General features: G+C 59.7%; 26 protein-coding genes and 1 pseudogene. 20 read left to right on the top strand and 7 right to left on the bottom strand.

Going from position 1 to position 25,795, the window contains the following annotated elements; all coding sequences use genetic code 11:
* Positions 1-37: 37 nt before the first annotated feature.
* On the top strand, positions 38-988 hold the full coding sequence (tal, locus tag K787_RS0112000) for a transaldolase (RefSeq protein WP_022963051.1): 951 nt from the start codon (positions 38-40) through the stop codon (positions 986-988).
* Here the strand turns inward: tal and rssC are convergent.
* Complete coding sequence (gene rssC / locus K787_RS0111995) at positions 977-1,462, bottom strand: anti-sigma factor antagonist RssC (RefSeq protein WP_028614880.1); 486 nt, start codon at positions 1,460-1,462, stop codon at positions 977-979. The genes tal and rssC overlap by 12 nt on opposite strands.
* Entirely contained in the window at positions 1,462-2,652 is a 1,191-nt protein-coding gene (locus K787_RS0111990) for a PP2C family protein-serine/threonine phosphatase (protein ID WP_022963049.1), read from the bottom strand. Before K787_RS0111990 ends, rssC begins: the two co-directional genes overlap by 1 nt.
* Positions 2,653-2,878: 226 nt before the next feature.
* Between K787_RS0111990 and K787_RS0111985 the strand changes: the two genes are divergently transcribed.
* Positions 2,879-3,184, top strand: a complete 306-nt coding sequence (locus K787_RS0111985) for a PilZ domain-containing protein (RefSeq protein WP_022963048.1) — start codon at positions 2,879-2,881, stop codon at positions 3,182-3,184.
* A gap of 46 nt (positions 3,185-3,230) precedes the next feature.
* On the opposite strand, the gene K787_RS0111980 is transcribed toward K787_RS0111985, so the two are convergent.
* Complete coding sequence (locus tag K787_RS0111980; protein ID WP_152486834.1) at positions 3,231-3,884, bottom strand: MlaA family lipoprotein; 654 nt, start codon at positions 3,882-3,884, stop codon at positions 3,231-3,233.
* A gap of 279 nt (positions 3,885-4,163) precedes the next feature.
* Here K787_RS0111980 and K787_RS0111975 point away from each other — a divergent pair, with 279 nt between their 5' ends.
* Positions 4,164-4,442, top strand: coding sequence for a DUF4404 family protein (locus K787_RS0111975; RefSeq protein ID WP_022963046.1), 279 nt, complete (start codon positions 4,164-4,166; stop codon positions 4,440-4,442).
* 57 nt (positions 4,443-4,499) lie between these two features.
* On the opposite strand, the gene queF is transcribed toward K787_RS0111975, so the two are convergent.
* The 3 genes from queF to K787_RS0111960 all read right to left on the bottom strand — a co-directional run bounded on the left by queF (position 4,500) and on the right by K787_RS0111960 (position 7,134).
* Positions 4,500-5,336, bottom strand: coding sequence for an NADPH-dependent 7-cyano-7-deazaguanine reductase QueF (gene queF, locus K787_RS0111970; protein WP_022963045.1), 837 nt, complete (start codon positions 5,334-5,336; stop codon positions 4,500-4,502).
* A gap of 71 nt (positions 5,337-5,407) precedes the next feature.
* Positions 5,408-6,199, bottom strand: coding sequence for an ABC transporter permease (locus K787_RS0111965; RefSeq protein WP_022963044.1), 792 nt, complete (start codon positions 6,197-6,199; stop codon positions 5,408-5,410).
* Positions 6,200-6,201: 2 nt separating this feature from the next.
* Complete coding sequence (locus K787_RS0111960) at positions 6,202-7,134, bottom strand: ABC transporter ATP-binding protein (RefSeq protein ID WP_022963043.1); 933 nt, start codon at positions 7,132-7,134, stop codon at positions 6,202-6,204.
* 212 nt (positions 7,135-7,346) lie between these two features.
* Here K787_RS0111960 and K787_RS0111955 point away from each other — a divergent pair, with 212 nt between their 5' ends.
* From K787_RS0111955 to K787_RS0111945, 3 genes are all read left to right on the top strand, one after another.
* Positions 7,347-8,666 carry a spinster family MFS transporter gene (locus K787_RS0111955; RefSeq protein ID WP_022963042.1) on the top strand — a complete coding sequence of 440 codons (1,320 nt, stop codon included), beginning with the start codon at positions 7,347-7,349 and terminating at the stop codon, positions 8,664-8,666.
* 172 nt (positions 8,667-8,838) lie between these two features.
* Positions 8,839-11,313 (top strand): acyl-CoA dehydrogenase, encoded by a 2,475-nt coding sequence (locus K787_RS22970; protein ID WP_052185365.1) that lies wholly within the window; start codon positions 8,839-8,841, stop codon positions 11,311-11,313.
* 81 nt (positions 11,314-11,394) lie between these two features.
* Positions 11,395-11,796, top strand: a complete 402-nt coding sequence (locus K787_RS0111945; protein WP_022963040.1) for a PA2817 family protein — start codon at positions 11,395-11,397, stop codon at positions 11,794-11,796.
* A gap of 588 nt (positions 11,797-12,384) precedes the next feature.
* Here K787_RS0111945 and K787_RS22965 read toward each other — a convergent pair.
* A pseudogene (locus tag K787_RS22965) lies at positions 12,385-12,729 on the bottom strand (transposase); the annotation flags it as partial.
* 234 nt (positions 12,730-12,963) lie between these two features.
* Here K787_RS22965 and K787_RS0111935 point away from each other — a divergent pair.
* The 14 genes from K787_RS0111935 to K787_RS0111865 all read left to right on the top strand — a co-directional run bounded on the left by K787_RS0111935 (position 12,964) and on the right by K787_RS0111865 (position 25,603).
* Positions 12,964-13,863: a LysR family transcriptional regulator gene (locus K787_RS0111935; RefSeq protein ID WP_022963038.1), complete on the top strand. Its 900-nt coding sequence runs from the start codon at positions 12,964-12,966 to the stop codon at positions 13,861-13,863.
* Between the two features lie 483 nt (positions 13,864-14,346).
* Positions 14,347-14,556 (top strand): AlpA family transcriptional regulator, encoded by a 210-nt coding sequence (locus tag K787_RS0111930; RefSeq protein ID WP_022963037.1) that lies wholly within the window; start codon positions 14,347-14,349, stop codon positions 14,554-14,556.
* 30 nt (positions 14,557-14,586) lie between these two features.
* The gene (locus tag K787_RS0111925) at positions 14,587-15,450 is read left to right on the top strand and encodes a ParA family protein (protein ID WP_022963036.1); all 864 of its coding nucleotides are present in this window, start codon (positions 14,587-14,589) and stop codon (positions 15,448-15,450) included.
* Positions 15,434-15,619 (top strand): hypothetical protein, encoded by a 186-nt coding sequence (locus K787_RS22960; protein ID WP_022963035.1) that lies wholly within the window; start codon positions 15,434-15,436, stop codon positions 15,617-15,619. Before K787_RS0111925 ends, K787_RS22960 begins: the two co-directional genes overlap by 17 nt.
* A gap of 10 nt (positions 15,620-15,629) precedes the next feature.
* A complete protein-coding gene (locus K787_RS0111915; protein WP_022963034.1) occupies positions 15,630-17,300 on the top strand; it encodes a ParB family protein in 1,671 nt (556 codons plus the stop codon).
* An 18-nt stretch (positions 17,301-17,318) separates the two neighbouring features.
* Positions 17,319-17,879 carry a DUF2857 domain-containing protein gene (locus K787_RS0111910; RefSeq protein WP_022963033.1) on the top strand — a complete coding sequence of 187 codons (561 nt, stop codon included), beginning with the start codon at positions 17,319-17,321 and terminating at the stop codon, positions 17,877-17,879.
* Positions 17,880-17,883: 4 nt separating this feature from the next.
* Positions 17,884-19,035 carry an STY4528 family pathogenicity island replication protein gene (locus K787_RS0111905; RefSeq protein ID WP_022963032.1) on the top strand — a complete coding sequence of 384 codons (1,152 nt, stop codon included), beginning with the start codon at positions 17,884-17,886 and terminating at the stop codon, positions 19,033-19,035.
* 293 nt (positions 19,036-19,328) lie between these two features.
* The gene (locus tag K787_RS0111900) at positions 19,329-20,120 is read left to right on the top strand and encodes a PFL_4669 family integrating conjugative element protein (RefSeq protein ID WP_022963031.1); all 792 of its coding nucleotides are present in this window, start codon (positions 19,329-19,331) and stop codon (positions 20,118-20,120) included.
* A complete protein-coding gene (locus tag K787_RS0111895) occupies positions 20,117-20,668 on the top strand; it encodes a DUF3158 family protein (protein ID WP_022963030.1) in 552 nt (183 codons plus the stop codon). The genes K787_RS0111900 and K787_RS0111895 overlap by 4 nt, the downstream gene beginning before the upstream one ends.
* Positions 20,665-21,060, top strand: a complete 396-nt coding sequence (locus K787_RS0111890; protein WP_022963029.1) for a single-stranded DNA-binding protein — start codon at positions 20,665-20,667, stop codon at positions 21,058-21,060. Before K787_RS0111895 ends, K787_RS0111890 begins: the two co-directional genes overlap by 4 nt.
* 241 nt (positions 21,061-21,301) lie before the next feature.
* On the top strand, positions 21,302-23,320 hold the full coding sequence (locus tag K787_RS0111885) for a DNA topoisomerase III (RefSeq protein WP_022963028.1): 2,019 nt from the start codon (positions 21,302-21,304) through the stop codon (positions 23,318-23,320).
* Between the two features lie 812 nt (positions 23,321-24,132).
* Entirely contained in the window at positions 24,133-24,378 is a 246-nt protein-coding gene (locus tag K787_RS0111875) for a hypothetical protein (protein ID WP_022963026.1), read from the top strand.
* A 23-nt stretch (positions 24,379-24,401) separates the two neighbouring features.
* Positions 24,402-24,794 (top strand): hypothetical protein, encoded by a 393-nt coding sequence (locus K787_RS0111870; RefSeq protein ID WP_022963025.1) that lies wholly within the window; start codon positions 24,402-24,404, stop codon positions 24,792-24,794.
* Positions 24,795-24,889: 95 nt separating this feature from the next.
* Positions 24,890-25,603 (top strand): DUF5983 family protein, encoded by a 714-nt coding sequence (locus tag K787_RS0111865; RefSeq protein WP_022963024.1) that lies wholly within the window; start codon positions 24,890-24,892, stop codon positions 25,601-25,603.
* Positions 25,604-25,795 lie beyond the last annotated feature (192 nt).

Raw genomic sequence — 25,795 nt, 5'->3', positions numbered from 1 at the left:
TCTTCTGAAAAAATCACTCTGAATAGACCACGCGCCCATGCCCAGCAAACTAGACAGCCTCAAACAGCATACTCTGATCGTCGCCGACACCGGCGACATAGAGGCGATTCGCCGCTTGCAGCCGATCGACGCAACCACCAACCCGTCGCTGCTTCTCAAGGCTGCCCAGCAAAGCGAGTACCACCCATTGCTTGACGCTGCCTTGCGTAGCTCAGCTGCATGCCATGATCCGATTGCCGAAGCCAGCGATCATTTCGCGGTAGCCGTCGGCAGTGAGATCATAAAATTGATCCCCGGGCGCATTTCCACGGAAGTAGATGCGCGGTTGTCATTTGACCGCCAGGCGACTCTGGATAAAGCTCACAGACTGATAGAGCGTTACGAAGAGGCTGGCGTGACGCGTGATCGGGTGTTGATCAAGATTGCGTCGACCTGGGAAGGCATCCAGGCCGCCGCCGAGCTGGAAAAACAAGGTATTCAGTGCAACCTCACACTGCTCTTTTCCTTCGCCCAGGCTCAGGCCTGTGCTGATGCCGGGGTATTTCTGATTTCGCCGTTCGTTGGGCGTATCTACGATTGGTACAAACAGCGCGACGGCCGGGAATTTCATGGCCAGGACGATCCGGGCGTGCAGTCAGTGGCGCGTATCTACCGCTATTACAAACACCACCAGTATGTCACTGCAGTCATGGGTGCCAGCTTTCGCAATACCGGGCAGATAGAGGCGCTGACTGGTTGCGACCGCCTGACTATCAGCCCCGCATTGCTGCAACAGCTGGCCAGCGAAGAGGGTGACCTGGCGCCTTCTGATGCGTTAACCCAGCCTTGCAACGATGCCCGGGAAGTGCTCAACGAAGCCGCCTTCCGCTGGTCTCACAATGAAGATGCCATGGCTACCGACAAGCTCGCAGAGGGCATCCGCGCCTTTGCTGCTGATCAGGTAAAGCTGGAGGAATTACTGAGGTTGCGGGCCAGATCAGTTGCTTGATTCAAGCGCGCTGACAAGATCACGGAAGGCTTCACGATTGTGCTCATTGAGGTTCATCAGAATACGATGAGCCTCAAGCACCTTATCCTTGACCAGCTCTTCGGATAGCTGCTGACCCGGCAGGTCTTCAAGCTCGGCGGACGTTGGCGTAAGCTCGCTGACAATATTAAACACCTGGTCGAATCCCATGCTCTGCAATAACCGATTCATATCGTCCTGATTGGACACCAGCGTGGGCAGAAATCCGACCTTCTGCCTGGACAGGATCGACAGCTTGGCCAGCAGGCCGAGGGAGGTACTGTCAATGCCGTCCGTTTCAGTCAAATCAATAATAATGGCGTTGAATGACAGGACACTGAATATCTTTTCAATATAGGCATCCAGCGCAGCGCACAGGGTCAGGCGCACATCCCCGACAAACTTAAGGACAAAGGTGCCCTCAGATTCTGCAAACTGGATCTTGCCAGTGCTCATCATCCTGGGTTCCTACTCAACGTCATCAGTGAAATGTCGTCCGGCATGACTTTACCGGGCTGCAGGTTCAGTTTGCCCATCAGCGCTTTCAACCCACCACCAGCCTCTTCGATCAAGTGCGGCAGTTGTTTTTCCTTCTCTCTCAGCGTAGCCCCGCTCAGGCAATCAAGCACACCGTCAGAGCACAATGTAAGCGAGAACCGCTCTGGAAGACTGATAGTATGATCCTGATACACCGCATCCTCAAACAACCCAACCGGACGTCCCTTGCCTTCCAGATAATGCGCTTGCCCTTCGCTAAAGAGGATCGGCAGCGGCAGATGGCCGCCAATGCTGTAGGTCAAGGTGTGCTGCGTTTCATCAATGATGCCGCCCAGCATGGTCACATGCTTACCCAGCTTGCAACTGATCAGGCTCCGGTTGATATGCCCCAGAACGTCCGATGGCTTGAACGCAATCGGGCGGCTGCCATCCTGTTTGCGCTGCTCATAAAGCAAGCGCGTGGTCATGAACTTGAGCAGCACGGTGGCAAAGGCTGAAGAAGCCCCGTGTCCGGACACATCGGCCAGATAGAAAGCCAGTTGCGTTTCCGACACACGGAAGTAATCGACAAAATCGCCGGACAGGTACAGGGAGGGAATAATGCGATGCTGAAATTCATATTCGCCACTGACCCAGGGCGTCTGCGGCAGCATATTGAGCTGCACCTGATGGCCCGCAGCCTGATCATCTTTGAGCTCTTGCAGATGATTCAGCAACTCGCGATTCGCCGCTTCAAGACGCTCACGTATGCGCTGATTTTCAACCCGTAGGCGGCCCTGTTCCAATGAACGCTTGACCACATGTTCGACGACGGCATTGTCGACCAGCGGCTTGAGCAGATAATCGCTGGCGCCCGCATGCAGAGCCTCTACCACATCCTGCATGCTACCGGCCGCGGAGGCCACAATCAGAGGAGTTTCAGGGGAACGTCCAGCCATTTCGCGAACCAGCGCAAGGCCGCTCTGTTCCGGCATCTGCAAATTGAGCAGGACCAGATCCGGCTTGTGCTGGCCAAAAAGCGCCAGGCCTTGTGCGGCCTGATCGGCCTGAAGCACATTAAATCCGCCGCTTTGCAAACGCATCGCGATGTCTTGCCGGACGACGTCATCATCGTCAATAACCAGCAAATTCGTGCCAGTAAGCTGCATAGGTTCCCTACGTCATTGCCCGGCAGCTGAGCAGGCTGCAGGCCACAGGGTGTGTGGGCCGATGTCAGGTAACCTGACGTTTTCAAGGGGCAAACACTACTCCCATCCGCAGGTTCAGGCAACCATCGGCTAACTCGGGTGCAAAGCTTGTGCGCGCCAGCGCAGGGAATGTAGGATGATTGAACAGCATAAACCCGCAATCATGCAGGCTTAGCGGAGATACCACATGTCATTTCATGATCAGAATTATAACGAAAAACGCGATTTCATCCGCATGAAGGTACACACCGCAGCCACACTGACCCTGACGTCAAGCGGCGAACAGCTCTCTGTGGTCTGTCAGGATCTGTCCAGTCAAGGTGTGCAACTGGTACTGGAGAAACCGCTGGCTGAAGGCACCGACATTCAACTGTCTATCCCCTCGCCGACTGAAAACCTGCAAGGGTTGCAGGCCAGCGGCCAGGTGATGCGCTGTGTTGCCGAAGGCAATGGGCATTATGCGGTGGGTATCCACTTCGACCGCCTTGAATAATCCCAAGGTAGCCAACAATGGCAGGAGCGGTGCAGTGTGCCGGGGCTTAGAAAGAATCCTCTACATCCCCGTCCTGCACCTTGAACTCACGGTTTTGCAGGAAAGCATTGCGCACGAAGCGGTAGCGATCTCCACGGATCATCTTTTCCTGAGCCAAGAGCGCAGCGCGAGTGTCGACCAGATCGGTACCCAGGGCTGAATTGCGCGTGGGCACATGGTCAATCTGCCCTGAATAGCTGTAGTTGGCCAAGGCTTCCGGAATACGCGCACTGCCATCGCGTACCGTACTCGGACCCAACAGCGGCAGCACCACGTATGGCCCGCTGGCCACCCCCCAGGCGCCGAGCGTCTGACCAAAATCTTCATCATTGCGCTGCAAGCCCATACGGGTCGCCACATCAAATATGCCTACCACGCCCACAGTGGTGTTCAACAGGAAACGCGCCATATCCACGCCCGCGTCCTCGAACTTGCCCTGAAGGGTATTGTTAACCAGATTTCGGGGTTCACCCAGATTGCCAAACACGTTGCTGATACCATCATCCAGCGGCTGCGGCATAAAGCGGTCATACGCCTTGGCAATCGGCTTCAGCGTGTAGGTATCCAGCGTGTCATTGAAGCGAAACACAACGCGATTCACTGGCTCCCATGGATCCGGATTGGCAGCCGCATCATCGTACTCGTCAAACTCGTTAGCCATTGCCGGCCCCAGCGACAAACTGGACAATACAGCCACCAACACAGCCTGTGCAGAAAGGGTTACCAGTTTCATGCGTGTTCTCCTGACGTTATTCGACAACAGGAAAGATAGCCTGTTATCCCGTTAAGCACGCGATTGTAATGCAAAATCTCGAAGAAGCACGCATCGAATGGCTCGACGACATGAACGCGCAGCGGCAGCAGCTGGGTAAGAGTTGCGCTGGGCTTTGCTGCTCTGGTGGTATAGTTGCCATAGATAATTCAAACGGAGAAAACGCTCATGCCCGCACGTCAACTGAAAATCCAGCTGGAAAGCTTGCAACAAACCCTCAACGAAACCGACGGCCCAATGTCGGAAGAAGAGCGTGATGCCCTGCAGGCCCTGGCTGACAACATCGAAGCCCGGCTGCTGGCGATTGAAACTAACGCCGATGTCGAGGGTGATCCGACGCTGGTGGATGGCGTCAACCTGATGATCGAGCAGTTCTCCGCGCGGCACCCAACAGTAGCTGCCACCCTGCAAAGTGTTGGCAAGGCACTCGCGGACATGGGCATCTAGGCATTTATAACAACCGGTCTCGGCACCGAGATCACACACCTCTGCGTCTGCGCCGGCCTACTGCCTGGCCAGGCGCAGATTGTCCGGAAAACTGGCCGCAGTAGAACGATACGGATTGATATCCAGCCCGCCCCTGCGCACGTAACGTGCGTACACCGTCAACTCAGCACCCGCCCCCAGCAACGGCAACAGATCGGTAAATATCCGCTCAACGCATTGTTCGTGGAAGTCAGAGTGCTGCCTGAAGGACACCAGATAACGCAGCACACTGGCGTGATCAAGCCGTTTGCCGGCGTAGCTGATCAGCACGCTGCCCCAATCCGGTTGCCCAGTGACAGGGCAATTGGACTTGAGAAGATGGCTGTGCAGCGCTTCTCGCGCCAGCCCACCGGCCTCGGCAAGGGCCAGCAGAGAGGCGTCATAATCATACTGGGAGATCTGCACCGGTAGATCGTCAATACATTCGCCCGGCAACTGACTGAGGCTCGCATGGTGTAACTGGCTCATGCTAAACAGACGCACCATGACCGGACCCTGGGCCGCCACGCTCAGATCTGACTCCAGGGTGTGCAACACCTCAGCACGATCCCGGAATACTGTTTGATTGAAGGAGTTCAGGTACAGCTTGAAGGATTTCGATTCGACGATCCGCTTTGCCTTGATCGGGAATACGAATTCGGCCGCCGCGACTTCTGGCTTGCCGGAGGCCGTCAGCCAGGATAACTCGTAGCAATTCCAGATATCCGCGCCATGAAATGGTAACTGCTCAGCGTGCAGCCCCAGTTCCTGCCATTTCGGCTCACGCGCGATCGGGAAAAGTAGCGACGGGGTATAGACGCTGACATAGGCACTGCTTTTACCCAGCGGCGACTGTTCTGCGGGATGCTGATCCATGGATTGATCTCCTCTCAAGCAAGCGCATAAGCATACTCCGCAGCACCCCCGCAGACCAGTAGCCAATAAGCTTACTGGCGCATGCCGATCCCTCTGAGCAACAGCCAGTAACTGACGCTGTAGAGCACAGCGACAAAAACCACCATCAATACCAGCGCCACCTCGATCGGAATATCCGAGACACCAAGAATGCCATAGCGAAACGCATTAACCATATGCAAGATCGGATTGATCAATGACACCTTCTGCCAGAATTCCGGCAGCATGCTGATCGAGTAAAACACGCCGCCCAGATAGGTCAGGGGCGTCAGCACAAAGGTGGGGATAATCGAAATATCATCAAAGGTCTTGGCAAACACCGCATTGATGAATCCGCCCAGCGCGAAGACCAGCGAGGTAAAGAACACCACCACAATTGTCAGGCCAAGATGCTGCACTTGCAGCCGCGTGAAAAACAGCGACATCAGCGTCACGATCAACCCCACCGCTAACCCACGAGCCACGCCGCCGAAGGTATAGCCAAGCAAGATCACATGCGGAGACACCGGCGCCACCATCAGCTCCTCGATGGAACGCTGAAACTTGGTGCTGAAAAAACTCGACACCACATTCGAGTAACTGTTGGTGATCACCGACATCATGATCAAACCAGGCACGATGTAATCGATATAGGCGTAGCCGTCCATCTCGCCGATACGGCTACCGATCAGATTGCCAAAAATGACAAAGTACAGCGCCATGGTAATCCCGGGCGGCAGCAGGGTCTGCGGCCAAATACGCGTGAACCGGCGCACTTCCTTGAACACAATAGTGGTAAATGCTATCCAACTGCTACGCCAATACGTCGTGGTCAAGCGCGTCATGGTCAAGCGGCCCCTTTTTCGGCGTTTTCATCAACCAGCATCAGGAAGAGTTCTTCCAGCCGGTTACTGCGGTTGCGCATGCTGAGCACCTGCACATTTTGCGCGCTGAGCGCGACAAACAGCGCATTGAGTCCTTGGTGCTTATCCACCTGCACCTCCAGCGTATGCTCATCCACCAGGCTGCACAGATAACCCGGCAGCACCGGCGCCTGCGCCAAGCTGCCCTGACAATCGAGCAGGAAGGTTTCAGTGTGCAGCTCCATCAGCAGCTTGCGCATGCTGGTGTTATGAATTATCCGGCCCTGGTCGATAATCGCGATGTTCTTGCACAACTGCTCAGCTTCTTCCAGATAATGCGTGGTCAGCACTATGGTCACGCCTTGAGCGTTGATTTCCTGCAGGAACTGCCACATCGAGCGGCGGATCTCGATATCCACACCAGCGGTGGGTTCATCGAGGATCAGCAGCTTCGGCTCGTGAATCAATGCACGGGCAATCATCAACCTGCGCTTCATCCCGCCAGATAGCATGCGCGACGGCTCGTTGCGCTTGTCCCACAGCCCCAGACGCTTGAGGTAGCGCTCGGCACGCACTTTTGCGTCAGCCAGCGCGATGCCGTAATACCCCGCCTGATTAACCAGGATATCCATGGATTTTTCGAACTGGCTAAAGTTGAATTCCTGCGGCACCACGCCAATACAGCGCTTGGCGGCCAACAGATCGGTATCCAGGTCATGGCCGAACACGCTGACCTTGCCGGCAGACTTGTTCACCAATGACGAAAGGATGCCTATGGTGGTGGATTTGCCCGCCCCGTTGGGGCCCAACAAAGCAAAAAAATCACCCTGCTGCACTTCCAAGTTAATGCCCTTGAGCGCTTGAAACCCATTACGGTAGGTTTTTTCAAGTCCACCAATACTGATAGCCGCGGTCATGCATGCCTTCCAGTCATTAGAATTGAGGGGATTTATATGGGGGCGCTGCCAAGGTTATCAACCCTAAGCAGTCAGATCACCCGGTGTTTCAAATCGAATCCAGCTACAAAACTGCTACAAATGTGACCCTCCGGTCAGTTGTGCGCTGCGCCTGCACGGCCCTATGCTGACGCCACACAAAAACAAAGCAGCACACCCTCGCGGAGACATCCATGGGCCCCAAGCCAGATCAACCTGTCGATATGGAGGACTACGCTGCCCGTATTACTCCTCGCTATCGCCGTTACGCCCTATTCCTGTTAGTCCTGGCCTATACCTCAAGCCATGTCGATCGTAATATTGTCGGCATCCTGATCGAGCCACTAAAAGCCGACCTGCTACTGTCCGATACCCAGCTGGGCTTCTTGTCAGGCATCGCCTTTGCCTTGTTTTACGCCACGCTGGGCATTCCCATTGCCGTCTGGGCTGACCGCTCCAACCGCCGCAACATTATCGCCTGGTCAATCGGCATTTGGAGTGTCATGACCGCCGTCTGCGGTCTGGCACAAAACTTCTGGCAATTGGCCGCAGCCCGGGTTGGCGTGGGTATTGGCGAGGCTGGCTCAAGCCCCCCTTCGCATTCCATGCTGGCTGATCTGTATCCCAAAGAGCAGCGCTCCAGCGCCATGTCGATTTACGCCCTGGGCGTCTACTTTGGCATCATGCTGGGCTTTATGATCGGCGGCTTCGTCGCTGAATGGTGGGGCTGGCGCGCCGCGTTTTTCGTGGTTGGCCTGCCCGGCCTGGCAATCGCCCTGCTGGTGCGCTTCACCATGATCGAGCCACCCCGTGGCTTTGCTGATGGCGGCGCTAAACCTGCCGCACTGCAAAAGGTCAACGTCAAGGCCGGCTTCGCTGTGCTCTGGCGCGTGCGCACCACCCGGCATGTGGTTATTGGCGTGACGCTGACTGCGCTGGTGGGGTACGGCAGCATTGTCTGGGCTCCGGCCTTCCTGATTCGCAGTCACGGCCTGACGCCAGCCCAAGTGGGCCTGTTCCTCGGACCGGTAATGGGTATTGTCGGCGGCCTTGGCGCCTATATCGGCGGCATACTCGCCGACCGGCTAGCCGCCAAGAGGCAAGCCTGGAACGCCTGGATCGTCGGCCTGGCCAAAGTCATGGCCATTCCTTTTATCGTCTCTTTCTACCTGATCGATAGCACCTTCTGGGCACTGGTGGTGTATATGCCAGCGGCTTTCCTTGGCGCCTTCTATCTCGGGCCCAGTTTCGCCATGATCCAGAGCCTGACCCCCTTGCGCAGCCGCGCACTGGCCTCAGCTATCATGCTCTTTGTGCTGAATCTGGTCGGCCTGGGTTTCGGACCGCAACTAATAGGTATCGCCAGTGACGTCATGCGTCAGTGGTTTGATAACGACAGTCTGCGTTACGCCCTGCTAGGCGCCGCCTTTATCAACCTGTGGGCCGCCTACCACTATTATCTGGCCGGCAAAACCATCGCCTCCGACACCGGCAACCTGCTCGATCCCGGCTAGCCGCTTGCCTTAGCGGCTCCTCCCGGAGCCGCGCCTTGACCGCGCTTGCGGGCACTATTCTCCCCTCTTTATTGTCCATTCTGTTACATCCTGCGGTTACCCTCGAGTACTCAAGGGGCTATGCTAAGGACTGTGCAGTAAATTGGATCAATGGAAAAAGGAGTGCTGAATGATCACCCTACTCTGGCTAATCGGCCTGGTGCTGGGCATTACAATACTGGCTTATTTGCGCGCGGGATTAGTCAACGGCTGTGTTGCCGTCGCCGCTTACCTGCTGGTAATGACGCTATTTGCACCGGTGCATTGGTTTATCGACCTGCTGCTGTGGGTTATCTTCCTCGCCGTAGCCATCCCGCTCAACATCCCTGACTTACGGCGCGACAGCGTCAGCAAACCCCTGTTTTCCTGGTTCAAGAAAGTCCTCCCGCCGATTTCCGATACCGAACAGGAAGCCCTGGACGCCGGTACCGTCTGGTGGGACGGCGAGCTCTTTAGCGGCCGTCCTGACTGGAACAGACTACATAGCTTTCCCAAACCCACACTCACCGAAGAAGAGAAGGCTTTTATGGATGGCCCGGTGGAAGAGCTATGCCGGATGACCGACGAATGGCAGCTCACTACCGAACTGCAAGACCTCTCAGAACAGAGCTGGGATTTTATCCGCAGCAATGGTTTCTTCGGCCTGATTATTCCCAAGGAATACGGCGGCAAGGGCTTCTCGGCCTACGCCCACTCGCAGATCGCGATGAAGCTGGCCAGCCGCAGCGGCGACCTGGGCACTACCGTCATGGTCCCCAACTCCCTCGGCCCAGCCGAACTGTTGATGCATTACGGCACCGAGGAACAGAAGCAACACTACCTGCCACGCTTGTCGAATGGCACAGATATCCCCTGCTTTGCGCTGACCTCGCCAGAAGCCGGCTCCGATGCTGGCGCCATGCCGGATAAAGGCATCGTCTGCAAGGGCGAGTGGCAAGGCCAGGAAGTGATCGGTCTGCGTGTCACCTGGGAAAAGCGCTATATCACCCTGGGTCCGGTAGCAACCATCCTCGGCCTGGCGTTTAAAGTCTTCGACCCGGACCATTTGCTTGGTGAGGAAGAGGAACGCGGTATTACCCTGGCCCTGATTCCTACCGACACCGCTGGCGTGGAAATTGGCCGCAGGCATTTCCCGCTCAATGCAGCATTCATGAACGGCCCGAATTCCGGCCAGGATGTATTCATCCCGATGGATTATCTGATCGGCGGCCAGGACATGATTGGCCAGGGCTGGGTGATGTTAATGAACTGCCTGTCTGTAGGTCGTTCGATTTCATTGCCTGCCGGCAGCACCGGCGCCGCCAAGATGGCGAGCATGACCACCGGCGCCTACGCGCGCATCCGCAAGCAGTTCAACCTGCCGATTGGCGAGTTTGAAGGGGTGCAGGAAGCGCTCGCGCGCATTGGCGGGAACACTTATGTGATGAACGCCGCACGCACCATGACCGCCGGAGCAGTGGATCTGGGCGAGAAGCCCTCAGTATTGTCCGGCGTGGTCAAATACCATCTGACCGAACGCATGCGCAAATGCATCAATGACGCCATGGACGTGCATGGCGGCAAGGGTATCTGCATGGGGCCAAAGAACTATCTCGGCCGCGGCTATCAGTCGATCCCCATTTCCATCACGGTTGAGGGTGCCAACATCCTGACCCGTAGCATGATGATCTTTGGTCAAGGCGCCATCCGCTGCCACCCTTATGTACTGCAGGAAATGCAAGCCACCCAGGATCCCGACCAGAACCAGGCTCTGGAGCGCTTCGACAAACTGCTGTTCGAGCATATCGGCTTCGCTCTGGGCAACGCCTCAGGCAGCCTGCTGCTGGGCTTGACCGCTGGCCGCCTGGTGAAAAACCCAGGTAATGCCGAGACCGGTGCCTACTACGGTCAACTGTCGCGCCTGGCTGCCGCCTTCGCTACGCTGACCGACGTCACCATGCTGATGCTGGGCGGAGAGCTCAAGCGCCGTGAGCGTATTTCTGCGCGGCTGGGCGACATACTCAGCAATCTGTATATGGCCAGTGCCACGCTCAAGCACTATCAGGACCAGGGTTGCCCCGAAGAGGACCTGCCCTTTGTCCAATGGGGCGTGGAGGATCTGCTCGCACAGACCGAGCAAGCCATGCACGAAATCCTGCTGAACTTCCCCAATCGCGCGGTAGGCATCCTGCTACGCCCTCTCATCTTCCCGCTCGGCCGACGCCTTACCCCGCCAGCGGACATCGTTGGCGCTGAAGTCGCTCGTCGCCTGATGACACCCGGCGCGGCGCGTGATCGGCTGCTGGACGGCTGCTATCGCAGCAACGATCCAGACGATGTAACCGGGCTGCTGAACAGTGCATTGGAGAAAGTCATTCTGGCCGATCCTCTGGAACTGCGTCTGAGCAAAGCCATCCATTCCGGCGAGCTGGAGCACGACAGCGAGGCAGATATGCTCGAAGTCGCCGCAGAAACCGGCGTGATCAGCCCTGAAGAAGCTGAACTAATCCGCTCGGCACGCATTGCCCGCAGCGCCGTTATTGCCGTGGACGACTTCTCCCAGGAAGAGATGTCACCCAAGGCGCGCGGGCCGGCCAAAAAGCCCAAGTCATCAGCTACGCCTGCGTAGCTGCAACAGCAGCATCACGGGCCGGCGCATCGCCGGCCTTTTTTTTGCTAGACTGCCGCGCATCGCAACAGGAGCTCTCTCATGAATCCGGAACTGCCCTACCACCGCTATCACATGGCCCTACTAAAAAGCCTGTTTGACACCCTGCGCGCCCAGTCCGTGCTGATGGAGCAGGTACCCGAGGAAAGCAACCTGCTGTTTCTCGAGCGTTTTGACGAACTGATCACCCAGCTTGAGGCGGGCGATCACGACAGCCTGCATGCCGGGCAGGACATCATCTGCCAGATTATCAGCCGCTATCCGCAGATCGCTCACCTGATCCCACGGGATCTGCTCTGGTACTTTGGTGGTGACTGTCTGCATTTCATGCCGGACGATGAAATCGCCCAGTATCAGTTGATCGACGAGCACCGTGCCGCCGCCGAGGAGCGCGGAGAAGAGTTTAATTGGGAACAGGCTCGGCAGCTGATTCAGAGCCCCTGAATCTGGCCTGATCGACCCTGGGAGTGTCGAGCTTCGTCTCGACACAGGAGTCCACCTGCTGCACCGCTGGCCGAGATCGAACTCGGCCCTCCTGGGGCAGCCCCCACCAGTTGGTGCTCCCACCAGAAGCCAGGTTTCGGCACACGCGGTAGGAGCGGCGGCCTCGCCGCGATGGGCTTGGATTTATAACGGGCACAAAAAAACCGCCATTAGGCGGTTTCTTTGTTACATATGGAGCGGGAAACGAGACTAGGACCCAGTCTCTAACTCTTTGATTAATAAAAGCTTTCCGCAATCACTGCCTTAGCAGCGGACGCAATTATGGACTTGTTTGACGCACCAGGCAAGCCCCGTGCGATTTTTTCTTTCGAGAGGGCTTGGGGGTAGCTAGCCAGCCGCCTCTCGTCTCAATTCGCCAGCTCACAGACCTGGGAACTTTGCACTCCTCTTGATGGCCTGCCCTTCTATCAAACCCCTCCTTCCAGCTGTCACCGCCAATTCAAGGATGTGGTCGTCCGCCAGCAGCGACAGAGCAGCCAATTCTAAAAACGACACGGCCTATCGGGGGAAGGGATAACCAGGGCGTATCCCAACAGCTTCATCGCTGCCACTGGCAGCACCTGCACTGTGCTGGTGAGCCCTGGCATAGCTGTCACCAATGAAAACCCATTCCATATCGGGCTCAACCACAAGCCTCTTGAAGACCTTGAACCATTTGCCTGAAGCGGACCATGCATTGAAACGCTTGTAAACCTTGTTCCAGTTTCGGAATGCTCTGGATAAGTCCCTCCAGGGACATCGCGTACGCATGCGATAGAGCATTCCTTTCACGGTCATTCGAATATCACGCTTGTTGCAGATGGTCTTGTCCAGCAGAATTTCCCGCAGCTTCGACCGGTGCTCATCGCTAAGCAGTAATCGGGGGCAATGCAAGCCCGTATCGATGTTGGGCGAGAGCTTCAACGATACGTTTTTTAATAAAGATCAATGGCTTAGCCTGAAACGGCAACAGCCCCTAGATCAGTCATGACCAAGCAAGGGCTAGAAATCACCAAGGACATTCGAGGAGTGATCTTCAGATGACGGAATCGTCTGCACACCCTCTCCTCAAAACCGGATGTCTGTGGCCTGCCCTTGAGGAGCACAGCAAAGCATGGAGGCTGTTGTATGCGGATACGTCACCTACGCTACTTCCTGGTGGTCGCCGAAGAACTGAGCTTCTCGCGGGCGGCAGCCAGAGTCCATATAGAACCATCGCCCCTCTCACGCGCCATCAAAGAACTGGAGTCAGGGTTGGGGGTCAGTTTGTTCCAACGCACAAAGGGGCGCATACGTTTGACCTGGGCCGGCGAAGTTTTCCAGGAAGAGGCACGTCGCATGCTCAGTTTCATGGAGGGTGCTCAGAGCCGCGTACTTGCTGCTGAGAAAGGCTATCGAGGCCGGCTGCGCATTGGCCTGACAGATAGTCTTGCACAACCATACCTGACCAAGTTGTTGGCTCGCTGCCGTGAGGAAGAACCCCTCACCGAGGTGAAGATCGTCGAAATGACCTTCAACGAGATGGTCAAAGCATTGGGGCACGATCAGATTGACGCAGGCTTCACCGTGCATACCGAACTCAGCACAGGGCTCATCAAAGAAGTAGTCTGGACAGATCGCCCCATCATCGCCATCCCCAGGAACCACCCTCTCCTTTCCCTGGAGAAGATTCCTCTTCAAGAGGTTGCTCGGCACACCTTGATTCTGTGCCATCCCGAACTGTGCTCGGGTGGATACGATGTGATTCATCGCTGGTTTTGCGAATCTACGTTGCCGTTCCCCACGAACGCCGAATATGTCTCCGGGCACGAACCAATGATGATGTTGGTAGCTGCTGGCTATGGCATTGGTGTTGGGCTGGCCTCGCAAATAACGTTGTACAGTCACCCCGACGTTATCGTCCGCCCTGTCACGGACGATGTACCGAGCACGGCGACGTTCATTACCATGCTCGATCAGCCTCACACGGAGGAGCTAAGCAGATTCATCAGCCGCGCCCGGCAAATTGGTGAATTGGCTATCGTGTAATGAGCGTTTCTCAACGCTCTTAATCCGGCCCTGGACTTGACCGCCAGGGTCGTTTTTCGTCGCTGCTCGGACGTTTAAGGTCCACTCATCGCAGAACAAATGCCAATTCTCGATCTGCATCTGGTGGCCGGCCGCCGATGCAGCCCCCGACAACAGATGAGAATCACTCCCAGCTTACGAAGACTTTTTGGGTCACCTTGGTGACCAAAAGATGCGAACCCACCAACTCATCAATCCCGCAAATGAGTACTGTTCCTTTTTGATCTTGATTGCCCCCGAAGCGCTATCAATAGTGGATCGCCTGCGGGTCGGTATGACGCTGTATGCCATCAAATCAGCAGGAAATCGGAACAGCCGAATGCCACGGCTCTCCGATGAAGCCGGTGGTCAGCACGACCCGATTGTTTGATGCGCCAACGGAGTGACGCTCTTCTAATGCCAGTCACCCCTACGAGTGCTGCCAAGCATAAAGGAGTGACCACTATGTCCACTGAGCAAACCGCGACTGCCGAGCATCGCATCCTCCGCCGCGCAGAAGTTGAAGCAAAGACCGGCTTCAAGCGCGCCCATATTTACAACCTGATGAAAGAAGGCAAGTTCCCCAAGGCCTTGCGCCTGGGGATCCGAGCCGTCGGCTGGGACTCCGCCGAAATCGACGACTGGATCACCGAACGCCTCAAAGAGCGCGTTTGACGCGGCTCCACTACAGACAGGGAGTGAGCCATGCACGTGATCGCCATCATTTCGACCAAAGGTGGGGTCGGTAAAACGACCGTTGCCGCCAATCTGGGCGGCTTTATCGCCGACGCCGGCCGGCGGGTCCTACTGATCGACCTCGACGTCCAGCCGACGCTATCGTCCTACTACGCGCTCACCCAGCGCGCCGCTGGCGGTATCTACGAACTGCTGGCATTCAATGAGCAGTCGCTGCCGCAGTTGGTCTCCCAGACCTCCGTGCACAACCTGGACGTGGTGCTGTCCAACGACGAGCATCAACAGTTGGGAACCCTGTTGCTGCATGCGGCAGATGGACGCTTGCGGCTGCGCAACCTGCTGTCGTTGTTCCGCCCGCATTATGACCTGGTGCTGATCGATACGCAGGGCGCCCGCAGTGTCATGCTGGAGATGGCTCTGCTCGCCGCAGACCTGGCCGTCTCCCCGATCACCCCGGAAATTCTGGCAGCGCGGGAGCTCCAGCGCGGCACGCTGCAGCTTATCGATGCCATCGCCCCCTACCGCTATCTGGGCATCCATCCGCCGCCCCTGCATCTGCTGCTCAATCGCGTGCCGGCCGTCTCGTCGAACGCCAAGTTGGTGCAGCAGACGCTGCGGCTGATCTTTCGTGAGCACAGCGAGGTGCGGATACTGGGCAGCGAACTGCCCGCGATCGAAGCCTTCCCGCGGGCGGCGACCGCGGGCCAACCCGTGCACCGGGCTGAGTACCGACGCCCGAGCGGGCGCCAGGCACCGGCGGCGCTGGAGATCATGCGCGCCCTGGCCAGTGAGCTGCTGCCCCAGTGGCAAGAGTCGTTTGCCAGCGTGACCGGTCGCGTCGGCAGGAGGCTGTCACATGTCGAGCACCTTTGAGCGCTGCCGCGGGCACCAGCGGTTCCTGGCGCTGATTGAGTTCGCCTTGCGTGAAGGCTGGCACGTCCGCCGGACGCCTGCAGGGCAGCTAAAGCTCGTGAAGCCCGGCCTGCCGCCGATCTTCACTCGCTCACCGGTGAGCGACGAGCAGGCAAGCCAGAGCCAGTAGGGAGGCCGTCATGGCGACTGTCACGCCTGAGGAAATGGCCGGCAAATTGATGGCCGAGGGGTTTTCCCGCTCCGGCCCTGCCGCACAGGAGTTGAGCGACCCGGTGACCGACACGCCGATGGTGGTCACGCTCGATGACCTGCGCCCCTACGAGCTCGATCCACGCCTGACGCGCAATCCGCTGTACGACGAAATCAAAACCTCCATCCGTGAACGGGGCCTGGATGCCCCGCCACCGATTACCCGACGCCCCGGTGCCGAACACTTCATCATTCGCAACGGCGGCAACACCCGCCTGGCGATCCTGCGCGAGCTGTGGTCGGAGACCAAGGACGAACGCTTCTTCCGCATTCCCTGCCTGTTCCGGCCATGGCCGGAGCGCGGCGAAATCGTCGCCCTGACCGGGCACTTGGCGGAGAACGAACTGCACGGCAGCCTGACGTTCATCGAGCGGGCGCTCGGCGTTGAAAAGGCCCGCGAGCTCTACCAGCAGGAAAGCGGCAAGTCGCTGTCGCAGTCCGAACTCGCCCGCCGCCTCAGCACGGACGGCTATCCCATCCAGCAATCGCACATTAGCCGCATGCAAGACACCGTCCGCTACCTACTGCCCACCATTCCCAACGTGCTGTACAACGGCTTGGGCAGGCATCAAGTCGAACGCTTGGCAGTGTTGCGCAAAGCCAGCGAGCTCACCTGGGAAATGCATGCGAGCGGCAAAGCGTTGGCCGTCGATTTCGAGACGCTGTTCCATGACGTCCTCGTCCCCTTCGATGGACAGCCTGACACCTTTTCCGTCGGCCGCGTCCAGGACGAACTGATCGGCCAGATGTCGCAGCTGCTCGATATCGACTACAACGTGCTGGAGCTGGATGTCGACAGCACCGAGCACCGCCAGCGGGCGGTAACCAGTCCACCCCAGCTGCCGGTTGAAACCGCAACCGTCGTTCAACCTGGACGTGGAGTCACTCCATCGCCGGATGCCACTCAGAACAATGGCACTGCAGCAGGCGCTTCAGGAGCCATACCGAACAACGACACCGCCCCGCCGCCAGCCCAAACGCCGACACCAGTGCCAGGTGTTTCTCCCGATGAAGGTGATCCCGAAGTGCGCCTGCAGGGCCACATCGTCTCACCAGCCGGCAACACCGAGCGTCTGCAAGGCATCCAACACATGCTCTCCGAGCACACCGGCGAGCCACTGCCGACCTTCGCGGACAGGGTGTTGCAGGCCATTCCGGTGCAAGCCGGCGGACTCTTTCCGATCAGCGACGTCTGGTACATCGAGCCGGGACTGGATGCGCCTGATCGCCTGCGCATCCACATTGCCCAATTCGCCCAGGAGATCGCCGAGGAAGCCGAGCTGCTCGACGGCATCGAAGCGACCGAGATCGGCATAGGCTTCACCTGCATTGCACCCCAGGCGGACGTGTCGCCACCGGCCTTCGGCCAGGTGGTGTTGGCGCTGTTACGCACCTTGAGTCTCCCCCACACCGCGGCGTCCGATCAGGGTGATATGCGCCTGGAGGACAACCTTGGGGCACTGTTGCTGGGAGGCGGCGTCAGGGGTACAGGCGTCCTACCCCGTCTCAGCGATAACGGCTTGGTCAAGTTGTTCCGGCTGGTCCGGCTGGCACGCCGGTTGTTGGATCTGGAGGCCAATCCAGATAAGGCCACCCCCTGAAACAGGCCGGAGGGAACCATGTCGGCACCTCATCCGCTTAATCAAGCTGTGGTTGCACAGGCGCTGCACGATCTGCGCAACGGCCAACTTCGCCGCTGCCAGTCGATGGGTTTCAGCGAGCGGGAACTGGATGTACTGAAGCAACCGGCGCTGGTGAGCCTGCTGGCCAATGCCCAGGTGCCCTGGTGCTCTGTGACGGTCAATACGGCCGTCCTCTGGCGCCTAGTCAGCCAGATGAACGACATCGAGCAGGAGATCGCCACGATCGATCGCATGCTGCGCCTGGGGGCCAGTACCGAGATGGTCAGCAAGTTCTATGGGTTGACCCATCAGGAGGTCGCACTGCGCCGCGACATCATTTGCCTGCCCAAGCGCCGAGGGCGACATCCGGTGCTGAGTGAGGAACAGGAGATGGCCCTGTGGAAGCAGTGGAAAGCCGGCATCACCGAGCGCGGCATCGCGCTGGATGACGACAGCACGATGCTGGAACTGACGATGGATCTGGCCGAAGCCCTCGCCTTGCCCATGTCCGTGATCTGGGCGGCCATCGCAAGCTGGATCGACCAAGGCCTGGTGTAGGGCCATGGTCGCGCAGGCAGGCCCCGCCGCGCTTTCAACACTGCTCGACGACGCCCTGCGGCACCTGCCTCCCAACCGGGAGCACACGCCCGCCAGCGATGGATTTCTCTACAGCGGCAATCGCCATGAAAGCGTGCCTCGGGCGCTATTTTTCGACACGCGGCTGACGCCGCTGGAGCGCAATGCCTGGCAAATCATCCGGCTCATGCTCAACGCCGATGGCGTGACGGCGTTCCCCACCTACGATCAACTGCGTCCCTACCTGGCCTCGACGCCCTGCGCGCAGCAGGCGTCGTACGAAAGCGTCGCGCGGGCGCTGACGCTCCTGCGCCTGACACGCTGGCTGAGCCTCGTGCGCCGCCGGCGCGATCCCAAGACCGGGCGCATCAAGGGCAATCTGTACGTCCTGCACGATGAGCCCCTCACCCCCTTCGAAGCCATGCAACTCGACCCCGAGTACCTGGGGTTGGTTAGCCATGCGCTTGAGCATGCCAGCAAGGCGGTGCAACGGGTGGGCTACCGCACCATACAGGACATCAGCGAAGACCCGTTGCTCAGCGGCCGCGTGTTGCCGACGCGGCTGCAAATGCTGGTACAGCGCATGACCCAGGGCGGCGTCAGCCCTCAGGAAAGTTATCCACAGGCGCGGCCCATCCACGAATCCGAAGACGGTGAAAACGCCCTTCTTCGGAATGGCGAGCCGCCGTCTTCGGATGCCGAAGCAGGCACGAAACCCAGCAAAACCGCCCCTCTTCGGAATCCGAAGCGGGACCGTACTAGTACTCGTATAGATAAAGCAGTACGTACGGTACCGCGTGCGCGAGAACACCCGCATCTGCGCCTGCCTGAACGCTTTCTAGCATTGCGCGATGAACAGCAGGCCGGCGCGCTGGTGGCCCTGCAGCAAGTGCAGGTTGAACAGCAACAAGCCGTGCTCGATGAATGGGCCGCGCGCTGTAGCAGCAGCGAGGTGCGTAAACCGGCCGGCTACCTGTTCGGCATCATCCAGGCGGCCATTCGCGGTGAGTTCAACGCCTGGGCCGGACAGGACAAGAGCAAGGCCGCCGCCGATCCGCCGCCCGCACCCCGAACGGCAAACGCCGAAGTGGTACAGGCCCACCTCGCCCAGCTGCACGCCCTGCTAAACAAGAAATGACGGTCGAGTAACCCTCCCTGGAACTCTCTAGAACTATCCCCTGGGGATAGTTGCAACACACAGCCTTCCGGAAACGAGCCACGCCCTGCTCTGCACCAGCAACGTCCGCCTGCTGAGTGGATCTCCCTGGAGCTATCCCCCGGGGATAGTTGCAACAGGCAGCCTTCCGGGAGCAAACCCTCGCCCGACTTTTCGCCAGCAAAGCCGGCTGGCGGTGGCTGCGCTTTGTTGACTGACCGCCTTCCGCGCGCTGGCCAAGCTGGCGACTCGTTCCCCTCACGCGAGTCGTCCCCATGGCCACCGACACCTCCTTGCAACTGAATCTCGGATCGCTGCGCAGTGCCATGTCGCTGACGCTGCACACCCATCACGCCTCGCGCATCTGGCACGGCCGAGCGGCCAGCGAGGGCAAGCCCGGCATCGTCGGCTTGAACGGTTTCATCGCCATCGCCAACAAGATCAAGCGTGGCGCCGAGCAGGACGATCCCTACTCGGACTGGTGGATGCTGAGGCTCGAGGAAAAGCTGACGCAGACCAAGGACAGCCTGCAGGCCTTGCGTGAACAGGTCGACCAGGCCCTGGCCGACGTGCCGCCGGGGCTGTCATTGGGCGAGAACATGAACGTGCAGCCGGTGAAGCTGCCGCTGTTCGTCAACGCGCAGCTCGGCTTCCTCGCGGTGTACTTGCTGGCCGACTACGACGACCTGGCGCGCAAGCTGATCCTGGCCCACCACACCGCGCTGATCGATCGCAGCACGCTTGAGCGCTGGCTCAACGAAGGGGCGCACGCCCTGCGCAGCCTGTTCTCGCTGGCGCAACAGTACCGCTACTCGGGCTGCACCCGGGATGACTTCGCGGCCAAGAATGCCGCCGCCCGGGCCGCCCTGGAGAAGCTCGGGCAGCTGCCGCAGGAGGTGCTCGAAGGCGCGCTGCGCTCGCGCTATGCCCCACCGATCATCCGGCGCTCGGCGCTGGCCGCCTCGGCTCAGCAGGATGCCGCGGATGCCAGTGACGACGATGCCCTGCCTGAAAGCGCCGATATCACCCTGACCGCGTCCGGCGATAACGAGGAGGCATCCGCATGACCTCGACTCCGAGTTGTGCAGCAGCCCGCCGCTTTTACCCCCTGGAACAGGCTGACTTCCTCAAGCTGGAACAGGCGGCCTCTCTAAAAGGCCTTTTACAGCCTTTTAAAGGTAAGGGGGCACTTACCCAGTGGGCCAGCCAGTGCCACAGGCTTCGCGATGAGCTGATCGAGCTGGCGCAGCGGCGCGTCCTGGCGCAGGCGAATGCCTATCCCTTCCGCCTGCTGCCGGTGGAGCTGGCCCAGCAGACCACGGGTGCCGGCACGACCTTTCTGCGCTGGCGCAAGCCGGATCGCTCGGCCATGGGCGTGGCGCTGTGGCAGGCGCTGATCGGCAGCGCCACCACGCCCGACACCCTGCTCGATGACCTCTACGCCATGGAGCTCCAGCGCATCGTGCTGAACATGCAGATCAGCCTCTTGCACACGCTGGGCCGGCAGGCTCACGAGTGCGCCAGCAAGGTGGCCCAGGCCGAATCGCTTTACCTGCAACGCGTCCCCGGAAGCGCTGCGTCCATCCGCACCACCTGTTCCAAGGAGTCACTATGAGCACGCACTTTGTTGGCGAAGGCAACATCGGTTCTGCGCCGGAGTTCAGGGAGTTTCCGAGCGGCAACGACGAGCCCAGGCGGCTGTTGCGCCTGAACGTGTATTTCGACAATCCGGTTCCGACCAAGGAGGGCTATGACGATCGCGGCGGCTACTGGGCGCCCGTGGAGTTGTGGCACCGCGACGCCGAGCATTGGAAGACGCTGTACCAGAAAGGCATGCGCGTTCTGGTGGAAGGCCGCACGGTGCGCGATGAGTGGGAGGACGCGGACGAGAACGAGCGTGTGACCTTCAAGATCGAGGCGCGGCGTGTCGGCATCCTGCCGTACCGGATCGATGCAGTAACCCTGAGCCCGAAACAGGCCAACGAGCCCGCCCAGCCAGCCGAGTAAAACCGCAAAAGACCTCCATGGAACTATCCCCTGGGGATAGTTCCATGGAGTTCCACTGAGTTCCGGCGCCGCCGTGAACGAAGCTGCGGGTGATTGCACAACGCCGGCCCTGTTCACCTCCCTGAAAGGACGCCTCCCCCGCACAACTGGGACGCTGCTGCTGTCATGTTGTTTGCTGCCGCCGAGGCCGCGGATGGCCATGCTGAGAGCCAGTCGATAACCATCACGCCCTGGAGGCCGTATGCGCCTGTTCCTCTGCGAGAAGCCATCCCAGGGCAAGGACATCGCCCGTGTGCTGGGGGCTGGCCAACGCGGCAGCGGCTGCTACAACGGAGCGGGCACCGTGGTGACCTGGTGCATTGGTCACCTGATCGAAGCGGCGCCACCGGAAGCCTACGACGAGCAGTACAAACGCTGGTCGCTTGAGCAGCTGCCGATCATTCCCGAGCGCTGGCGGGTCGAGCCGAAAGCGGCAACCGCTGCGCAGTTGAAGATCGTCAAACAGCTGGTTGGCCAAGCCAGCGAGCTGGTGATCGCCACCGACGCCGACCGCGAAGGCGAGATGATTGCCCGCGAGATCATCGAGCTGTGCGGCTATGGCGGGCCGATTCAACGGTTGTGGCTGTCGGCGCTCAACGACGCGAGCATTCGCAAGGCGCTGGACGCGCTGAAACCGTCGAGCGAGACGCTGCCGCTGTACGCAGCGGCGCTCGCGCGCTCCCGAGCGGACTGGCTGGTCGGCATGAACCTGAGCCGCCTGTTCACCCTGCTGGGGCGTCAGGCCGGCTACGACGGTGTGCTCTCGGTCGGCCGGGTGCAGACACCGACGCTCGCCCTGGTGGTCACGCGCGACCGCGAGATCGCGGGCTTCGTCTCGGTGCCGTTCTGGAGCATCGAGGTCGGCCTATTGGCAGGCGGGCACAGCTTCCTCGCCAGTTGGATCGCCCCTGATGGCTGCAGCGATGATGCGGGTCGCTGCCTGCAGCAGGCGGTGGCCCAACACGCCGCCGATCGCCTGCGCGCAGCCGGCAGCGCCCAGGTGGTCGCCGTCGCAACGGAGCGCGTGCGTGAGCCACCCCCGCTGCCCTTCGACCTGGGTACGCTGCAAGAGGTGTGCTCGCGGCAACTCGCTCTGGATGTGCAGGAGACGCTGGACATTGCCCAGTCCCTGTACGAGACGCACAAGGCAACGACCTATCCGCGCTCGAATTCCGGTTACCTGCCCGAAAGCATGCTCGCCGAGGTGCCGGCCGTACTCGCTGCCGTGCTCGCCACCGACCCCGGCCTGCGTCCGCTGCTTGAGCAGCTTGATCGGACTCAGCGCTCACGCGCCTGGAACGACAGCAAGGTATCGGCCCACCACGGCATCATTCCGACGCTGGAGTCGGCCAACCTGGCGGCCATGAGCGACAAGGAGCTGGCGGTCTACAGGCTGATCCGCGCGCACTATCTCGCACAGTTTCTACCGCATCACGAGTTCGACCGCACGACGGCGCAGTTGCTGTGCGGCGGCCAGACCCTGCAAGCCGTTGGCAAGCAGGTGATCATCCCCGGCTGGCACCAGCTGCTGGCCGTCCCGGAAGCGGACAACGCGGACGGCGAAGCAGCACCGCGCAGCCAGGTGTTACCGGCTCTGCGCGAAGGAGTGTCCTGCCAGGTCGACCACGTCGATCGGAAAGCCCTCAAGACTCAGCCGCCAAAACCTTACACCCAAGGCGATCTGATCAAGGCCATGAAAGGCGTCGCCAAGCTGGTCACCGACCCGCGTCTGAAGCAGAAGCTGAAAGAGACCATCGGCATCGGCACCGAGGCGACACGCACCAGCATTATCAAAGGCCTGCTCGAGCGTGGTTACCTGCTCAAGAAAGGTCGCGCCGTGCGCGCCTCCGACGCGGCGGGCACGCTGATCGATGCCGTGCCCGCAGCCATCACCGATCCCGGTACGACCGCCATCTGGGAGCAGGCCCTGGACATGATCGAAGCCCGCGAGATGACGCTGGAGACCTTCCTCGCCAAGCAATCCATATGGATCACCCAACTGGTGCAGCAGTACCGCGTGGCCACCCTGGCCATCAAGCTCCCCAAGGGCCCCGCCTGCCCGCTGTGCAGCAGCGCCACGCGTCAACGCACCGGCAAGACTGGCCCGTTCTGGTCCTGCTGCCGCTATCCCGATTGCAAAGGCACCCTGCCTGTCCAGAATGGCCGGCAGGCCAGCACCAAGCGCAGCACTTCACACAAGCCGCGGCAGATGCCAAAATAGATCGCACTCCCCATCGTATCGACCACGGTCGATGCGCACACCTCGCGCCCGCGGGGAACCCAGCACGCCCCCTCCTTCTGCAACGCGTGCCCGTCTCCAGTGTGTCGCTGGATCGACGGGAAGGCTGACTCATCCACCGTCCGCCATGCCCGGACAGCTTGATCTGCTGAGTGTCGCGATGAAGGATCCCCTGGTGCCTTGCCCTGATAGCAGGACGAGGCTCCAGGAGACCCTTCGGGTCGATGCGTATTCAGTGCCGGCTCCCACCGGCGAAACAACGGGTTCCTTTTGTGCGCAGATGCGTGCCAAAGGATGTCGACCCCAGCCACGACACGGGTCGAGTGCAATCGCTGCGTAGCGGATGGCTTTGACGACGGCCACTCCCTGCATCAGCTCACAGGTGGTGTCTTCCTCGACAGCCGAAGGTCCAGGCCTTCGGCTCCTTTCTCCTGTCTGCCCACCCAGTACGACGGCGAATCGTCGCGAGCCATCAACTGAATTAGCCAAAATGCACCCTCAGCCCAGCTGACAACGCGCGCTTTTCCCTGCAGCACAAACGCGAGTGCTCCGGCCATCCGCAAAATCTGGAGGCCACCGGTTTCCCATTTCCCGCTGAATCCCTCCCCTAGCCGCTCGAAGCTGCCCCCATGTGTCGTCGACCTCGGTCGACACCATGCCCGCAGCACGGGTCCTCGGCTGCAACGCGGAATCTTCCTTCCGCGCCGACCCGACCAGTCCGCTCCGCACCGCATGACGGACGAACGCCGGTCAGGCGTCGGTGCCTCGTTCCATCACAGCCAGGAGGCTTTTCCATGTCCCATGCTCCCGCTTCATCCGTTGCCACCCAGGCCCGAGCCGAATCCATCGGCTATCTGGTCCTGACCTACGTGGGTAAACGCCTGCCCTTGCAGGTGCGCCAAAGCGCCGCCGGCCACTTCATCGGCACTGCCGACGACAACGGGCCGGTCTCGCGCGAGTCTGTCGAGTACTTCCGTTCATACGAAGCTGCAGAGCAGGCCCTGAGTACAGGGCACTGGCAGCAGCGCCTCCATCCCTGAACCCTACCCATCGGGAGAACATCATGAATCAGTCCTTACCCCCTGACGTCCTTGATCAGATCGCGCGGGAAATGCTGCACTTCGACAATGCCCCTGCGGCATTTCTGCAGGCATGGAAACGCAGCGTCCAAATTGCCGGTGCCGAGTGGTTCGGCGATGGCACTCGCTCGGGATTGCAGCAAGCCAAGAGCAAGTGGGAGCTGCGACCGAATGTGCAGCGACTCAACGAGGCCCTGGGCGTGCTGAGCAGTGGCCAACGGCTATTCCTTGCCGCGATGGTCAGCTTTTACAACGCCAGTGAAGGCGGCGTGATGCTCAAACGCTGCCAGTTCGAGGGGCTTGCCGATCTCGGCGGTCTCGATCTGGAGCGCCGCAAGGTCATCGCCGAGCTGGTACTCCACTACGACGGCTGGTGAGCCTGCTGCTCTCAGCCTTCAGATTTTCCAGTCCATGAGGGACATGCGTCCCTTGGGGGCCATGTCCCTCTGTCTTTTTCGACAGGAGCGACACCATGAACAGCCCGATCAATCCGTTTACCCGTGGCTACCAAGGCTTTGATATTCAGCGAGTCGCCGTCATCGGCTACGACAACCGCTGCCCGATGACCTATCTGCCGTTGCATGGTTCACAAAGCCATATGCTGGACGAACAGTTGATCCACCGTCGCTGCATCTTCAGCGACGATTTCGTGTACGTCACTGAAAGTCAGGAGATTGCACCAGAGCTCGATGCGCTCTGCAGCGGAACCGGCATGATCCTGGCGGTGCTCTACAGCATTTACGGCGACGACAATGGCGCATCCCGGCATATCGGCGATGCCCAGGCCCTTGAAGCCGCGCGCGAAGTGGTTCAGCGCCTGAGCTTCGAGACTGGGCATTACAGTCGCTGCTGGGAGATCAGCAGTGCGCATGCCACCGAGGGTGCGATGCGCTACCTGGAAGATATGGCGGATACCCAAACGCCCAGCGGCCTGCTGTTCACCGCCTTTCACATCCCCTGCTCACCGGCTGTCGGGGTGAAGCTGATCGCCACGCCCTGGACGAGCGCCAACCTGTCGCACGTCGAAGGCATCACGGCTGAACAATTGCGGCAGGAGCATCTGGATCAGGGCATCCCGCCGTCATTGGTGGAAGTTCTGCATCAGGCAGCCGCTGCCGACGTCCGCATCCTGATTCTGGATGCCGATGCCGCCACGCTCGGCGGCCTCAGGCTGTATCAGGTGTAGCGCCTGAAGCTCGAAGTGCTACGTAGTCTTTCCCATGCCCCCTCGCCGAGGGGCCTTTTCCTGCGTGGAGGACCGTTAATACGGTGCCCAGTGACTTCGGTTTGCCTCGCGCAAACCGCTCACCTGCGCCCCATCGTGACCCGCATGTTCGCTGGTGTCGCCGGCAACATCCCAGGCAGCCAAGACCCTCAA

The sequence above is a fragment of the Halopseudomonas pelagia CL-AP6 genome (assembly GCF_000410875.1).
Classification (GTDB): domain Bacteria; phylum Pseudomonadota; class Gammaproteobacteria; order Pseudomonadales; family Pseudomonadaceae; genus Halopseudomonas; species Halopseudomonas pelagia.
This window is presented reverse-complemented; position numbering and strand designations above follow the sequence as displayed.